Origin of the sequence: Bartonella sp. AP150HLJHH, assembly GCF_042196385.1 — a bacterium.
GTDB lineage: Bacteria > Pseudomonadota > Alphaproteobacteria > Rhizobiales > Rhizobiaceae > Bartonella.
The window spans coordinates 201,434-217,915 of the sequence record NZ_JBHIQC010000002.1; the positions used below are offsets into that span (position 1 = coordinate 201,434).

Annotated in this window: 14 protein-coding genes; 4 read left to right on the plus strand and 10 right to left on the minus strand. The window is 37.6% G+C overall.

Features of this window, described 5'->3' with window-relative positions; all coding sequences use genetic code 11:
* Positions 1 to 69: 69 nt before the first annotated feature.
* Both fabI and ACFING_RS02065 read right to left on the minus strand, forming a co-directional pair.
* Entirely contained in the window at positions 70 to 888 is an 819-nt protein-coding gene (gene fabI, locus ACFING_RS02060; RefSeq protein ID WP_375619738.1) for an enoyl-ACP reductase FabI, read from the minus strand.
* A gap of 127 nt (positions 889 to 1,015) precedes the next feature.
* The gene (locus tag ACFING_RS02065; RefSeq protein WP_375629524.1) at positions 1,016 to 1,921 is read right to left on the minus strand and encodes a DnaJ C-terminal domain-containing protein; all 906 of its coding nucleotides are present in this window, start codon (positions 1,919 to 1,921) and stop codon (positions 1,016 to 1,018) included.
* 325 nt (positions 1,922 to 2,246) lie between these two features.
* On the opposite strand from ACFING_RS02065, the gene pdxH reads away from it, so the two are divergent.
* A complete protein-coding gene (gene pdxH / locus ACFING_RS02070; RefSeq protein WP_375628318.1) occupies positions 2,247 to 2,870 on the plus strand; it encodes a pyridoxamine 5'-phosphate oxidase in 624 nt (207 codons plus the stop codon).
* Positions 2,871 to 3,106: 236 nt separating this feature from the next.
* Here pdxH and ubiA read toward each other — a convergent pair whose 3' ends face one another.
* Positions 3,107 to 4,111: a 4-hydroxybenzoate octaprenyltransferase gene (gene ubiA, locus ACFING_RS02075; protein ID WP_375629529.1), complete on the minus strand. Its 1,005-nt coding sequence runs from the start codon at positions 4,109 to 4,111 to the stop codon at positions 3,107 to 3,109.
* A 90-nt stretch (positions 4,112 to 4,201) separates the two neighbouring features.
* Between ubiA and purD the strand changes: the two genes are divergently transcribed.
* Positions 4,202 to 5,476 (plus strand): phosphoribosylamine--glycine ligase, encoded by a 1,275-nt coding sequence (gene purD / locus ACFING_RS02080; protein ID WP_375629532.1) that lies wholly within the window; start codon positions 4,202 to 4,204, stop codon positions 5,474 to 5,476.
* Positions 5,477 to 6,560: 1,084 nt separating this feature from the next.
* On the opposite strand, the gene ACFING_RS02085 is transcribed toward purD, so the two are convergent.
* From ACFING_RS02085 to ACFING_RS02115, 7 genes are all read right to left on the minus strand, one after another.
* Positions 6,561 to 7,088 carry a DUF6101 family protein gene (locus tag ACFING_RS02085; protein WP_375628324.1) on the minus strand — a complete coding sequence of 176 codons (528 nt, stop codon included), beginning with the start codon at positions 7,086 to 7,088 and terminating at the stop codon, positions 6,561 to 6,563.
* Positions 7,089 to 7,232: 144 nt separating this feature from the next.
* Positions 7,233 to 8,642: an FAD-binding oxidoreductase gene (locus ACFING_RS02090; protein ID WP_375629535.1), complete on the minus strand. Its 1,410-nt coding sequence runs from the start codon at positions 8,640 to 8,642 to the stop codon at positions 7,233 to 7,235.
* 2 nt (positions 8,643 to 8,644) lie between these two features.
* Positions 8,645 to 9,607: an L-threonylcarbamoyladenylate synthase gene (locus ACFING_RS02095; protein ID WP_375629538.1), complete on the minus strand. Its 963-nt coding sequence runs from the start codon at positions 9,605 to 9,607 to the stop codon at positions 8,645 to 8,647.
* Positions 9,604 to 10,245, minus strand: coding sequence for a ribonuclease HII (locus ACFING_RS02100; protein WP_375629540.1), 642 nt, complete (start codon positions 10,243 to 10,245; stop codon positions 9,604 to 9,606). The genes ACFING_RS02095 and ACFING_RS02100 overlap by 4 nt, the downstream gene beginning before the upstream one ends.
* A 198-nt stretch (positions 10,246 to 10,443) precedes the next feature.
* Positions 10,444 to 11,352, minus strand: a complete 909-nt coding sequence (locus ACFING_RS02105) for a 4-(cytidine 5'-diphospho)-2-C-methyl-D-erythritol kinase (RefSeq protein ID WP_375629543.1) — start codon at positions 11,350 to 11,352, stop codon at positions 10,444 to 10,446.
* Positions 11,353 to 11,589: 237 nt separating this feature from the next.
* Positions 11,590 to 12,438 (minus strand): S49 family peptidase, encoded by an 849-nt coding sequence (locus ACFING_RS02110; RefSeq protein WP_375629546.1) that lies wholly within the window; start codon positions 12,436 to 12,438, stop codon positions 11,590 to 11,592.
* Positions 12,439 to 12,629: 191 nt separating this feature from the next.
* Positions 12,630 to 13,418, minus strand: a complete 789-nt coding sequence (locus tag ACFING_RS02115; protein ID WP_375629548.1) for a tRNA1(Val) (adenine(37)-N6)-methyltransferase — start codon at positions 13,416 to 13,418, stop codon at positions 12,630 to 12,632.
* A 239-nt stretch (positions 13,419 to 13,657) separates the two neighbouring features.
* Here ACFING_RS02115 and ACFING_RS02120 point away from each other — a divergent pair, with 239 nt between their 5' ends.
* Both ACFING_RS02120 and ACFING_RS02125 read left to right on the plus strand, forming a co-directional pair.
* The gene (locus tag ACFING_RS02120; RefSeq protein ID WP_375629551.1) at positions 13,658 to 14,674 is read left to right on the plus strand and encodes a polyprenyl synthetase family protein; all 1,017 of its coding nucleotides are present in this window, start codon (positions 13,658 to 13,660) and stop codon (positions 14,672 to 14,674) included.
* Positions 14,675 to 14,769: 95 nt separating this feature from the next.
* Entirely contained in the window at positions 14,770 to 16,464 is a 1,695-nt protein-coding gene (locus ACFING_RS02125) for a tetratricopeptide repeat protein (RefSeq protein WP_375621089.1), read from the plus strand.
* Positions 16,465 to 16,482: the final 18 nt, after the last annotated feature.

The window sequence follows — 16,482 nt, forward strand, 5'->3', positions numbered from 1 at the left end:
CCAAATACTCTTGGACACCTTAAATTTGGTCAAATTACTGCTGTCTAATAAAATCTTATAAACCAAACTTTATTCTTTAACGACAGAAATGTCTGGGGCATCAACTGCTTTCATACCTATGATATTATAACCCGAATCGACATGATGGACTTCACCGGTAACAGAACGAGACAAATCTGAAAGAAAATAAAGCGCAGAATCACCAACCTCTTCAATTGTTACCGTACGACGTAATGGAGCATTATATTCATTCCATTTTAAAATATAACGAAAATCACCAATACCAGAAGCCGCTAACGTTTTAATTGGTCCAGCAGATATAGCATTAACACGAATATTTTGGGGACCTAAATCTACCGCTAAATATTTCACGCTCGCTTCAAGAGCGGCTTTGGCAACCCCCATTACATTATAATTGGGAACAACCTTTTCTGCACCATAATAGGTTAGTGTCAAGATTGAACCACCATCTGGCATCAATTTTTCTGCACGCTTCGTTAGAGCTGTTAGGGAATAAACGGAAATATTCATGGTCATCATAAAATTTGATTCGCTGATATCAATATAACGACCACTTAATTCATCTTTATCAGAAAAACCAATAGCATGAACTAAAAAATCAAGTTTTCCCCATTTCTTCTCTATTTCTCTAAAGACCGTATCAATAGAGACACTGTCAGAAACATCACAATGTCCACAAACAAATCCCTTTAATTCTTCAGCCAAAGGCTCGACACGCTTTTTCATTGCTTCACCCTGATAGGTAAAAGCAAGCTCTGCCCCTGCGCCACTTGCCGCTTTAGCGATTCCCCAAGCGATGGAGCGATTATTGGCCAACCCCAAAATTAAACCACGCTTACCGTACAATAAACCATTACCCTTAGCCATCAGCACTGCCCCATTGTTACTTAAAATTAGTATTATTCACCTGCCTATGACACAGGTCAACTTTTTCTTCAAGCAATTGGTTTAAAATCAAACAAAAACTACGCTTTTATATATAAAATTTTTAAAATTAATCTTGTTGCATTTGCAAAAACTGTTCTAGTGCGGCGGCATTTTCATCTCCCGGCAACATAATGCGAACATGCACATAAAGATCATCTCTTGTACCATTTTTTAAACGAAGCCCTTTCCCTTTCAACCGTAAAACGCGATCAGAACTTGACCACGCAGGAATCGTTAAAACCACACGCCCCTCCAACGTCTCAACTTCTTCTTTTGCTCCCAAAACAGCATGTTTAAGAGAAACTGGTAAATCAAGATGGAGTGCTCTTCCTTCAACCCGAAAATGAGGATGTTTTTGAATCTGAATGGTTATTAACGCATCTCCTGCTTGCCCGTGAGGTACCTCTTCTCCCTGACCTTTTAAACGAATAGTCTGTCCGTCTTCAATATAATCTGGCAGTTTAATTTTTAACTTTTTTCCATTTGGAAAAACAGCTTCCACCTTTTCTGCGCCAACCATCTGCTCTAATGTTATGGCAAGATTAGCACGAACATGTGCTCCTTGTTGGTGACGGTTATAGTGTGTGGAATTCGAAAAGCTACCACCTCCTCCAAACAGATCCCGAAAAATATCACTCGCATCAAAACTTGCACCACCTGAAGAGGAAAAATCAAATCCCTTTGCTCTTCCTGAAAAGGGATTTTGTTTATTGCTAAAATTTTCACCAGCACCATAGGCTTGATAAAGCGGTTTTCCTTCCATATCAATTTCACCGCGGTCAAATTGTGCCTTTTTATCTTTATCACCTATAATTTCATAGGCTTGATTAATTTCAGCAAATTTCTCTTTAGCCTTTGTATCATCTTTATTATGGTCTGGATGATATTTCTTCGCTAATCTTCTAAATGCCGATTTAATCTCTTGCGATTTTGCGGTACGTGCCACACCCAGAATCGTGTAGGGATCACGCATATTGCCCTCTTTTCAATTTCTTCGTTTTCAAAATATCAACTGATACGTTGTTCAATATCCCTTATAGCTTCATCAGTCTATTCTAAAGAATAATTTCTTCTTTTCTCTTTATATGTCTATCAATAAACTAAAATACCAGATAAAATGAGATATTTATTTAATATAGCTCCTTGTAGTCTATGCTAAAGTAAAAATAATTAAATTACCATAGAAATACACGATAGCATTGGCTTTTTGAAAATAAGAAAAAATGGTACTGTGACTTCTTGATGATAAAGTAAATGAGAAAATGCCTCACCCATGCTCACTGATATTTGGAGAAACTATGAGCAAAAAAATACCAACAGATGATCATTTTATGCAAATGCAAAAACCTTTTGAACTTTTCGCAAAGTGGCTTGAAGAGGCAACGATAAGTGAAATAAATGATCCGAATGCTATGGCATTAGCAACAGTTGACGAAACAGGACTCCCTAATGTTCGTATGGTTCTCCTCAAAGACTACAGTCCCCAAGGCTTTGTCTTCTATACCAATTATGAAAGCTGTAAAGGACAAGAAATTTTAAAATCAATGAAAGCATCCTTAGGTTTTCATTGGAAATCACTCCGTCGTCAAGTCAGAATTAGAGGAATCGTTGAAAAAGTAAGTCAACAGGAAGCCGATGCCTATTTCCAATCGCGACCACGTGGTAGTCGAATTGGTGCATGGGCCTCTAAACAATCTCAACCTTTAGACAATCGTTTTGTGCTCGAAAAAGCAATTGCTCAATATACTGCGCGTTATGCTCTAGGCAATATTCCACGACCACCTTATTGGTCTGGGTTTCGTGTTAAACCCCTTTCTATAGAGTTCTGGTGCGATCGCCCATTTCGTTTACATGATCGTCTGCTTTTTACACGGGATTGTGTTGAACACAGCGATTGGAAAAGACAAAAACTTTATCCCTAATCCTTCAAACTTCATCGTTATGAAGATTTTTTCTTCGCAACAATTAAACAAATATTTTTTATTCGAAAAATTCTAAAAGAAGCTGATTTATTTTATTTAAATAGAAGAATTTTATTTTCACTGTAAAGGTTAATTGGTGATATTTTCTACTGTATTGCTTAAAAATAGATTAGCAACAAGCTAATTAAAAAAACATACTGTATTCAATAGAAACTATGATTTTAGCTAACTTATTTTTAGACCGCAGAATAAAATATCATCCATATACCCCCACATACTAAACCAGCAAAAATCACAAAACCAATAAGCGAATTAGATTTGAAAAGCCTGAGGCATTGTGAACTATCATCTATATCAATGACTTTAATTTGAATAAACATATGGATGCTTGCCACAAAAATCCCCAAAAAACTAACAATGGGGACATTTGCCAAATAAAATGCTAGACTAACGAACATCACAAAACCACCATACAAAAATACTAAAGCACGCTTGGTTGCTTTACCAAAAAGAAGAGCCGTAGAACGGACACCAACAGTAATGTCATCTTCTTTATCTTGATGTGCGTAGATTGTGTCGTATCCTATGGTCCACAAAATTGATCCCACATAAAGCAAGATTGGTGCCCAGCTTAAACTTCCAAAGACAACAGCCCACCCCATTAATGCCCCCCAATTAAATGCAACGCCTAAAAAAAACTGCGGCCAATATGTTACGCGTTTCATAAAAGGATAAAATGCAACAGCTATCAATGACGAAATACCTAGAAAAAAACTAAACCTATTAAATTGTGATAAAACAACTAAACCAACTAAACATTGCACAAGTATAAAAACTCTTGCTTGCAACCGACTCACATGACCTGTCGGCAATGGGCGAGAACGTGTCCTTTCTACCTGAGCATCAATTTTATGGTCAATAAGATCATTCCAAGTACATCCTGCCCCTCGCATAGCAATAGACCCCAGAAAAAAAAGAAAAAGATACCAAACCCAATGAAGAAACATTGATAAAAGAGTATCGTAATGCATGTTATAAGAGAAAAAAGCCATTGTTGTTGACCAAAAACAAGGCCACATCAACAATTGCCAACCGATAGGCCGATCCCAACGCGCCAATTGCGCATAAAACCATAAAGAACGGGGAAGGAAGCTGTAGACCCATTGTTTGGAAGATGCATCCATAACCCGTCCTTGGCTATCATAGGACTGAACATGCGCGATATTTTTATTTTTTTTCATCAAATGATTTACCTTTGGTCTTGCGATAGAGACATTTCATTCTTATGAGAAGGGGATGAGATTAATTATCTTTTATGAGAGGAGCAAGCAATGAATATTCTTCTTATTGGCTCAGGTGGACGAGAACATGCTTTAGCATGGAAAATAGCAGCATCACCACTGCTAACAAAGTTATATTGTGCTCCTGGAAATCCTGCAACAACAGAATTTGGTGAAAATATTAATTTGAACATTGATGACCATCCCCTTGTTATTGATTTTTGTAAAGCACATTCTATTGATCTTGTAATTGTAGGACCAGAAGCACCCTTGGTGGCGGGTATAACAGACTCTCTTAATAGCGCTAACATCTGTGTATTTGGTCCTACTCAAAAAGCTGCTCAACTAGAAGGTTCAAAAGCCTTTACAAAAGATTTATGTCGGAAGAATAACATTCCTACAGGAAGTTACCAATGCTTTAATGATGCCTCTAAAGCTAAAGCTTACATTCAGCAACAAGGTGTTCCCATTGTTATTAAAGCTGATGGCTTAGCAGCTGGCAAAGGTGTCGTGGTTGCAACAACTATGGAAGAAGCGTTTAACGCAGTTGATGCCTGCTTCAAAAGTACATTTGGAGATGCAGGAAACAAAATTGTTGTAGAATCTTTTCTTGAAGGTGAAGAAGCAAGCTTCTTCTGCCTTTGTGATGGTAAAGTTGCTCTTCCTTTTGGATCTGCTCAAGATCATAAACGTGTAGGTGATGGGGATACTGGAGCAAACACCGGTGGTATGGGTGCTTATTCACCAGCGCCCATCATGACCCAAGAAATAGTGAATCGTACTCTCAAAGAAATTGTTGAACCAGCTTTAATAAGCATGAAAGAAATGGGCGCCCCCTTTAAAGGTATTCTCTTCGTCGGATTAATGATAACGCAAAAAGGACCCGAATTAATTGAATTTAACGTACGATTCGGTGATCCTGAATGTCAAGTTTTAATGATGCGCCTCAAAGATGATATTTTGCCAATTTTTCTTGCTGCAGCTCAAGGAAAACTTGAAAATAAGCCTCTTCGGTGGTCTGAAAAAACAGCTCTCACCGTTGTTATGGCTGCTAATGGTTATCCAGACTCTCCCCAAAAAGGTACTGTTATCCGTAACGTTGATCAAGTAAACACTCTTCCCGATGTGAAAGTTTTTCAAGCTGGTACAGTGTTGCGTGATGGAGAACTCATTGCAAATGGTGGACGTGTACTCAATATAACTGCAACAGGAAAAACGATTACGCATGCACAAAAACGTGCTTATGAAGCTGTTGATTTTATTGATTGGCCAGAAGGTTTTGTTCGTCGAGATATCGGATGGAGAGCCGTTGCGCGAGAAAATTAAATCCTTTGAATATTCTTTTTTTACGATTTTCTTATTTTATATAAGAGCATGACACACAAATTTTCTCACTGTTTTACGTTGGCCATAATTTTGAAAAAATAAGTGTGCTTTCCTTTGAACAATCAAATATTGTAAATAGGATATCTACTCATGATAAAATAGGAAAATTTTCTGAATCTGAAGATGTAATATAAAATAATCATTTTACTGTTGTCTTTACTTTAAACGCATTTTCTCATCATTTTTATAAACACTTTCTTTCTTATAAAATCCTGAGGAAAAACGTATATACTATCATTTCTTTTATTTATCGCGTTTTTAGTGAAATTCCGCTTTTACGAAAAATAAAATGCCCAAAAAAGATAGTTATGTTATTCACATACAAATTCTTAAACAATATCTCTCATGCTTATCATTCCCATTTTACGACACTACCTGCAAATAGTATAAATCCATTCTGCCAGCTTTCTGGAATAAAAATAAAAACCTATACCATCATTGTATTTTCCAATTCTCAATATTACGATAACCCTTTCTATCTAAATGATTTTGATTATAAAAGAGAGATGAAATAAGAATATTCTGAAATATTCAAAGCTTTCATTCAACATGGAGAAATGATTTATAAAAAAAATTCAAAAACACTTCCAGTAATCTTCTGGTGTTTTTAATAATGTGGCAAACACCCAAAATTATACCGCAAAAAAACAGTTTCTATTGTTATGAAAACCGTTTTTACCTCTCTGAAAAAAGCGTTCTACATCATCGATTCCTGCTGCCAATGTATGGTGTCAAAAAACTCTCATTTACAATCATTGACTTTCTCTTTGTTTTCAAGAACCAAAAGTCACACCAAATCCCGTCTGTAAAGGTCTGAATTCTCATTAAGCGGGTTCCTCTTGCTTCCCACTCATATGCTGCACTTACACAAAGACCTACAAGCAAACTTAGAATATTCGCCATATCTTCTAAAAACACTTCATGTGTGAAGTTTACATGCCTTATGTTACCTCCCCAAACAACGATGTTTTACAGCACAACAAGATAAATGCTGACGGTCGTACAAAAATGAATGCATATTAATTTACTGGAGTGCAATTCGATTCGCAATCACCAAACGCAAGCCTAACGGATTGCTATAACGAAGTAAAAAATGCTTTTGTTTAGAATGTGCTGTTGTACCAAAAAATCGATGTAAATCAGAACGATCTTTTACAACCAGAATGCGATTATCTTCATTGATCATAAGCATGGGAAGGCCATAAGTATCCGCCCATAACCGCCAATCCAGAAGAACATTATTCAAATCTCTGGAAACCAAAAGCGGTATACAAGCTTCCTCATCGGCATGAAGTAATTCTAATGCAACAGCTCTTTCTCCTGAACGCGTTTTTACGGTACGTGCTGCAATTCCTTGAAAATGATAAGGGGGTATTAAATGCGATAAGCTTGAAGGCATATCCGTTTTAAAAGAAACACCACGCTCATTTAACGAACAAATAACCTGATTACCCGTTTTGGATGAAAAATATGTCGTCGTTTGTGGCAAATGGCACGGATCTAACCGAAATTCAAGCACCGCTTTTGCCTGATTAAAGCATTGATTAGCCATATACATTATCCCAATTTATCTTAAATAACATACACCCTTTAGCAGCTTTTTCTCATTGGATTATTAAAAGTTTGAATAAAAAACAACTGGTTTCTTTTTTGGTTATTAAAATCTAAACAAAAATGCATGATCACCATTCTTGAATTATAATACTTTTCCAGGATTCATTATCCCTAAAGGATCGAGTGTTTTTTTAATCCCTTGCATAATATCCAATGCGACAGGCGATTTAAAAGAACGAAGTTCTTCGCGCTTAAGCTGACCAATTCCATGCTCAGCAGAAAATGCACCTCTATAGTCCACCACTAAACTATGAATGCGATGATTCATTGTTGACCATAACTGCAAAAACACTGTCGTATCAGCTCCTACAGGTTGTGTAATATTATAATGTAAATTTCCATCGCCCATGTGTCCAAAACAAATCACCCGTGCTCCTGGAGCAATATCTTCAACAATAAGCGCTGCCTCAGCAATAAAATCAGGAATAGAAGCAAGTGGGATTGCAATATCATGCTTAATGGACCCTCCTGCTAACTTTTGTGCTGATGATATACTTTCTCGTAATTGCCAAAAAAAATCTTGCTGTTTTAAAGATTGCGCAACAACTGCATCTTCTATCACCGCATTCTTTAAAGCTTCTTCTAAAATAGTACTCAATACCGATAACGCCTCATCATTGCCTTGCAACGATGAAATGTTCATTAATACATACCATTCATGTTTCCGCTGAAGAGGAGGCTTCTCACACATCTTATAATCTAAAGCCATTTGCAAACTGAGATTTCCCATGAGCTCAAAACCTGTCAACATCCCTCCTCCATATTCTTGAGCCAGAGATAAAAACTCTAAAGCCTTCGCCGGACTATATAATCCCACCAAAGCAACAGCTTTTCCTTTTATTTTTGGAAACATCTTCAAAACGGCTGCGGTTATAACTCCCAATGTGCCTTCTGCACCAATAAAAAGATCTTTTAAATCGTAACCGCTATTGTCTTTTTTAACAAAACGCAAATCATCTAAAATACGCCCATCCGGTAAAACAACTTCTAAACCAAGACAAAGATCACGCATATTGCCATAAGCTAAAACAGCTGTCCCTCCAGCATTCGACGAAAGATTGCCTCCTACTTGGCAAGAACCTTCAGATGCCAAAGAAAGAGGGAAAAAACGACCTGATTCATCCACTTTTTTCTGTAAATCCTGTAAAATAACACCAGCCTCTACAACAACAAAATTTCCCTCAAGATTTATAGCTCTAATCTTATTTAATCGCTCCATGGATAAAAGAACGCTCCCTCCTCCTTCATCTGGTTGTTGTCCCCCCACAAGCCCTGTATTTCCACCCTGTGGCACAATCGGTGTGCGCGTTTTGCTCGCTAACTGCATAATCGATGAGACCTCTGCGCAAGAAGATGGACGTAAAAGTAAAGGTGTTTTTCCATGAAAAAGCCCACGCTCTTCAAGCAAATACGGTGCAATCAAAGCTTGATCCGTTATAGCATGCTTAGCACCAACAATTTCCCTAAACCCTTCAATTAATTCCTGCTCCATGTTCATTTCTCCTTTGGAGCCGCAGCCCGTATAAGACGATCATTGATAGCCTCTCCTAATCCGTATGATGGAATAGGTTCTACTGCGATACATCTCACTTTAAATGAATCTAATTCCTTCATATATTGAAATAAATGAGAGGCTGCCTCTTCCAACTTTCCATCTTCGCTAAGGTTTAAAATAGAAACGGCATTTTCAGCCCCCATAACACGCTTTGAACCAAATGCTAAAAGCGCTTCACCATTTTCCACCTTTTCTACATTCAAACGAACCGTAGCATTGGGAGCATAATGTGATTTTAACATCCCAGGAGCTTCAATCGCCGCCCTTTGATCTATCCGTTTTAAAGGCTTCCCCACAACCTCTTCAATTTCATCAGCCGCAAGCCCCCCTGGACGCAAAAGATAAATATTTTCACCACAAATTTTAATAATCGTTGATTCCAGCCCTATTTTAGCAGGTCCTCCGTCCAATATCAAAGGAACAGATTCCCCCAAAGATGCAAAAACAGCCTCAGCTGAAGTAGGGCTAAGACGCCCCGATTGATTCGCACTAGGAGCAGCAAGTGGACGGCCAAAATGTTGTACCACTTCCGCAAAACGACTGTCTGGAAAACGAACAGCCAAGGTATTCAAACCAGAGGTTGTTAAAGGATGGATATTATGCTGTTCCTTTAAAGGCAAAACCAATGTCAAAGGCCCTGGCCAAAATTCCTCTATTAATTGGCGTGAAAGAAAGTCAATTTTAACATAACGTTCCGCCATTTCGATGCCGCTAACATGCGCAATAAGAGGATTAATTTGTGGACGACCCTTTGTAGAATAAATAGAAGAAATTGCCCTCCCATTGGTTGCATCGCCCGCTAATCCATAAACAGTTTCTGTTGGTAACGCTACTAACTTCCCTTGTTCAAGAAGCGCTATTGCCTCTCTTATCGAAGCACTATTGAGTGGTAGAATCGTCATGACACATCATTTCTATAACACTCTTTTAGTGGTGCAAAACTATAACGATGTAATCCTATAACTGGTCCATATTTATCAAGAGCTGTACGATGCGCTAGCGTTGCATAACCTACATGCTTCTCTAAACCATACCCTTTATAAACTTGTCCTGCACATTCCATCATCCGGTCACGCGTTACTTTCGCAATAATAGATGCGGCTGCAATTGAAACCGAACGCTGATCGCCCTTAATCAACGCCATTGCAGGACAGGACAACTCAGAAGGAATATCACGCCCATCAACAAGGACATAGTGGACTGGAATGACTAATCCTATAATACAGCGACGCATTGCTTCTAAAGTTGCTTTTCTAATATTGGATTGATCAATTGTACGAGCACAAAGACTGGCGACTGAAACCGCTAATGCACTTTGCAAAATTTCATGATAAAGTCTATTTCGTTGGAGAAAAGAAAGTTTTTTTGAATCATTTAACCCATTAGGAATACGATCTTTATCCAAGATAACTGCTGCTGTTACCACAGGTCCAGCGAGAGGCCCCCGTCCTACTTCATCAACACCTGCTATATGACAAAAACCCTGTTTTTGCAAATCCAATTCGCACGAAAAATTTGGTTGAAGCGGCAAATTAAACATCTTTGATACATCACAAATACAACAAACATACATCTATTTCTGTAGCCTGATCATTTTTTGCAAGCATTACAGTTTTAAATGGCTCTTCAAACATTCCACGAATTCTTGCACAAAAAATAAAAAACACATTTCTTTGGTTACCCTCTTTCATTATGTATAATAAAATCATGATGAAATAAAAGCTTTTATATTTATTTATCAAATATTTCCTAAAGTCATGATAGGTTTTACAAACCAATTTGGGTGCATTGATTTGATAAAAAGAGCTGCTTGTTGCGCCGTTTGTTTATTTTTAAAAATGCCAAAGCAAGTTGCTCCCGTTCCAGACATACGGGAAAAAAGAGCCCCACATTCATCTAATATAGATAACACTTCAGCTAACTGAGGTGCTATTTTTAATGCAGGAGAAAAAAGATCATTACGCGTTTCTTGTAAAGCTTCAACCAATGAATCAACATTTTTTAAAGCGTCTGTATTAATTTTTAAAGAAGGATTATGACGCTTCTCTAACGCTTTAAAAACAGCTTGTGTTGAAATCTCTTGTCCATGATTAACCAATACTATTGCTAATGAACAAGCTTCTTTTAGTCGTATCATCTCTTGACCAATTCCTTTAACCAAAAGCGGCTGCTGATATTCTAATGCACAAAGGCACATGGGAACATCAGCACCAAGAACTAAGCTCTTTTTTGCTAATTCTTCGTAAGGGCAATCAAGATTCCACTGTTGACGCAACATGCTGATAACCCCAGCTGCATCACCTGAGCCGCCACCAATGCCTGAAGCAACAGGTAATGTTTTTACAAGCCGAAAAAAAGCAGGTTGAGCACATTCCGGAAAAGTCTTATGCATAAAGTCCCGTGCGCGAATAACCAAATTGTCTAAATGGGAAACAAGTCCTTTTGCAAACCACCCCGTCAAAACAAACTGATTATTTTCACAAGGTGCATAGTGTAGACAATCACCACTAAGACTAAAATAAACCAAACTTTCTATTAAATGATACCCATCAGCACGTTGCCCCACAACATGTAAAGCTAAATTCAATTTAATAGGTGTAAATAAATAGGAATGTCTTTGGAACGAAGTTTGTACATTTGATATCATATGACGTAATATTCACTTACATAGGGTTCTTTTAAAAATTCCCCCCTTTTACCCATACTTTTAGCACGAGCCCTATAAACAGCTTGGAATATTCTTAATCGTTTTCTAAAAAAACAATAAATATAAAGAGTTCTCATACAAAATAAATGACATGTTCTCATTCGTATCATTGCAAGCCTTTTTCCTTCTAGCATCTGTTTTTAGATAAAATCTCTCTGGCTTGAATGATCCTTTCCATCACAAACCATAACGCTGCCAAAGCGCTCGCTCTTCTGCTGCCATCAATGCACTATCAACGACTGTATAAACCGTATGTGCCGTCACTCCTGAAGGCGTTTTAGGTCCTAAAAAACTTTTTGGAGGCATAATAAGTCGAAGTTTTGCATCATTACCAAAGCGCTCCTTAATAACAGAACGTACATCATTCAATCCATCAACCAGACCAAGCTCAACGCTTTGTTTTCCACTCCAAAACATTCCTGTAAAGAGATTCGAATCATCTGATAATTTTTCAGCACGCCGTTCTTTAACCAAATCGATAAAAGTTTGATGCACTTCAAGTTGGAGAGATTTCAAATGCTCAATATCCGCCTTTTTTTCTGGCTGAAATGGATCTAATGTAACTTTGTTCTTTCCTGCTGTGTAGACACGCCGTTCGATACCAATTTTCTTCAAAAGTTCCGGAAAACCAAAGGAAGCTGAAACCACTCCAATGGAACCAACAATTGAAGAAGGATCTGCAAAAATTTCATCCCCTGCACAAGCAATCATATAACCACCAGATGCTGCAATATCTTCAATAAACACAAGAACCTTTTTATTTTTTTCTTCTGCCAAGTCACGAATGCGCTTGAAGATAAAACGCGATTGTACAGGTGAACCACCAGGAGAATTAATAATAAGTGCAACAACCGGTGACTTTTTGTGTGCGAAAGCCTTCTCTAAAAGATTTGCACACCTACTGAGGGAAAGGGTACGAGATATAGATGCTGATGAATCCATAATTGCTCCTTGAAGGCGCACCACAGGAATTTCAAGTTTATCGGAAGAAAAACGGCGTGGAATAAAACTTTTAATAAAATCCATCAAAACAAAATCTCCTTATAAATTAAGAACAATTAAATAGGCAAGGACAACAAAAAGGAAGAACGCGATAACATCCAAAAGCGCCAATCAATCCCCACATTACAAGCAGAAATATAATTTCACCCAAAGTCAAACCTCCCTAACAACAAAGTGTAGACTTTAAATAATAAACTAAAAAACACAAGATACTATTAGAAAAGTTCCCACAAGCTTATATATCCATTATTAATTGCATCAACTCGGGGTGAAAAAGTATGGTCATTACCTTCATGTATAACCAATGCCGGTAAAATAGATAAAGCTGCTCGGCTTCCTCGTTTTGCGTAAAATAAAAGACGAATTGCTGCTGTTTTCGCACGAGCATGCACAGGAATTATACAAATACCACCAAAACGCCCTTCTAAAGCACGCAAGATATCTGACAGCGATTGTGGACGCGCAATGAGCCCTAAGTATCCACCTGGCTTAACAATAGCTGCTGCACTCCGCAACCAGTTATCAAACATTGCTTCAGACATAACATGTGCTTCAGATTTTTGTTTATCAGGTGTCTTACGATCGGTGGGATTATTAAAAGGTGGATTCATAATCGCAAAATCAAAGCTATTATCTATCAAACCTGCTTTTATACGGGCAATCCCTTTGAAGGTAACATCTGCTTCTAGCAAACAAATTCGGCTAGCAAATTGTTTATTTTGTTTTAGCATAAGCGTTTTTTGAGCGTAAGATACCATAAAAGCTGAACGTTCAACTAAGGTAACATGAACTTTCAGACAACGCGAAGCAACAGCCAAACCCGCAGCTCCAGCACCTGCACCTAAATCAACAACCTTGCCCTTTAAATCACTTGGAACCAAACTAGCTAATAACATCGCATCCATTCCAGAACGATGACCATATTTATGGGGTTGAACCAAATAAAATTTCCCGCGGTGAAAACTGTCAATTGTTTCACCACTCTGATTCGCTGCTTTATCCATTTAAAAGCCTAATGCTCACCTTTATAAACTGCATTTTTGCCATTCAGCTGCTATTTTAAATTTTTTATTATTTCATAACAATAAGATTACACTCGCTAAAGAACATTTCTTGCCAATAACATTCCAAGCTAACACTTTTAAACGACATCAAAAGCTTGAGTCAAAACCAAACCCCCTTTATGCTAATGAATAAAGTAAATTTTATATATGTCCATTGCAATACTCTAGGAGTAAACACATTGAGTGCAGCTATCAAACCAAAACAAATAAGAAATAATCAAATTTCTCTTCAATCTCTTGTCAATCTTACTCAAAAAGATATGGATTGCGTAAATCAATTTATTCTCTCTATGGCAAAATCAGAGGTTGAGATGATTCCTGAAATTTCTAACCATCTTATTTCATCAGGTGGAAAGCGATTACGCCCAATGATTACGCTCGCTTCTGCTCATATGTTCGGTTATCAAAGTGACGGGCATATAAAACTCGCAACAGCTGTTGAATTTATGCATACAGCAACATTACTACACGATGATGTGATTGATGAAAGTAATTTACGACGTGGAAAATCTACAGCACGGATGATTTGGGGGAATCAAGCAAGTGTACTTGTTGGTGATTTCCTATTGGGCCAGGCCTTTAAAATGATGGTCGATGTCGGTTCCATAGAAGCGCTCTCTGTCCTAGCCAACGCTGCTGCAATTATTGCTGAAGGAGAAGTTATGCAACTTTCTGCCGCAAAAAATATAAAAACCAGCCCTTCAGAATATCTCAAAATCATCAATGCAAAAACAGCAGCACTTTTTTCAGCAGCCGCTGAAGTAGGACCCATTATTGCTGGCTATGGAAATAAAGAGCGTTCTTCATTACGTGAATATGGAACATCCTTAGGTTTAGCTTTCCAATTAATTGATGATGCACTTGACTATAGCGGTAGTGCTCAAAACTTAGGAAAAAATATAGGGGATGATTTTAGAGAAGGAAAAATCACAATGCCTGTTATTCTGGCATATGAGCGTGGGAATATGGTAGAAAAAGATTTCTGGAAAAAAGCGCTTGAAGATGGCAATAATAATGATGAATCCTTCGCACACGCGCAACACTTAATGGAAAAGTATGATAGTATCACAGATACAATAGAACAAGCACGCATCTATGGAAGATATGCAATTGATGCTCTTGTTCCCATAAATGAAAATCCTGCTTATAATGCTCTCGTTGAGACTGTTGAATTTTGTATTGCGCGCGTAAACTGAATTCTTTGCAAGAATCGCAGTATTTCTCAACAAAGTAATGAGATATGATCTATAAACAACACCATCAATTGATTATCTTGAAAAGGATTAGCTCCATGTGCTCTGCAACGGTATCTCGACTTTTTGCCCTCTTTATCGTGGGTATCATGCTGATGCCATCCCTCACCTACAGTAAAATAAGTGCAGCAACTCATACAAGCTCATTTACAGGTGCTTATTTAGCTGGAAGGGTTGCAAATCATGAAAATAAAACAGAACTTGCTATCAATTATTTTAAACAAGCACTGGTTTATCAACCTGATAACATTGAAACACAAAAAGAGCTCCTTGAAGCTATGCTCTCGGTCGGAAACTTTAAAGAAGCTGTCCAACAAGCCCAAAAACTCAAAGAGAACGATGTTATAACTCCCTTTGTTTCCTTAACTTTGTCAGTAGAAAGTCTCATCAAAAAAGATTATAAGACTGCCAAGGCTCTTCTGAAATTAAAGGAACTTCCTACGTCCAATAATCCAATACCTGAACTCATCGGCGCTTGGATTACATTTGGATCTGGACAAAAATCTCAGGCAATCGATGATCTTAAGAAACTCAAAGGTCCTGTCTGGTATGATCTTTTTATATCTTATCATCTAGCACTTATGAGCGACCTTGCAGAACGGCCAAAGGATGCAAAAAAATATTTCATTAAAGCACTGAGTAACAAACAGGGAACTCTTATCGCTCCTAATACTTATGAGCGTATTATCATAGCCTATGCCTCATTCCAATTGCGCCATAATATGCGCAACCAAGCTCTTCAAACAATCCAGCATGGCGAACAAATGTTGTCAGGTCGAGAAGTCCTTAAAAACTTTCAAGAAAAAATTGAAAAAAATTCTTTCTTAGAGAGAGTTATTAAAACACCTCAACAAGGAGCAGCCGAGGTATTATATAATTTTGGAACAGCCCTCAACTACAAAAACTCAGGGCGAATTGCACGTATTTTTAAGCAATTATCTTTCGCATTATACCCTCAAAATGACGCAACACTGTTTCAGCTCGCACACATTTCTGCTAAATTGAACGATCCACATCAAGCAATTAAACTTTATCGCGCTTTATCCCCTAAATCTCCTTATTATAAAGATGGACAACTTCATCTTGCATTCCTTCTTGCCAATAACAACAATTACAAAGAAGCAATAAAATTACTCACATTGTTAAATAAAAAATTTCCCAATGATCGTAATATTTTGATAACGCTCGTTGCTTTTTATATGCAGGATAATAAATTTCTTGAGGCCATTAAAACTCTAGACTACGCTATTACAAAGATAAAAAACTTTCAGCAGGACGATTGGAAACTCTTTTATCAGCGTGGTATTGCTTTTGAACGTTTAAAGCAATGGCCAAAAGCAGAACTTGACTTGCGAAAATCACTTGAATTTTTCCCAAATCAACCGCAGGTTCTTAATTATTTAGCCTATTCCCTTGTGGAACGTGGTGAGAAGCTTGAAGAATCGCTCCGTATGCTACAAAAAGCCTCTGCTTTACAAGCTCACAACAGTCATATTCTCGATTCTTTAGGGTGGGCTTATTATAAACTAAAAGAATATAATAAAGCAGTGCAAATATTAGAAAATGCTGTCAGATTACAACCTGAGGACCCAACACTAAATGATCATTTAGGGGATGCCTATTGGAAAGTTGGGCGTAAACGTGAAGCAATCTTTCAATGGAACCACGCAATTGACGGAAAACCAGAAAATTCTGAACAAATTCAAGAAAAGTTGAAATTTGGTTTGCAATAAACGATGCTTAACCATAAA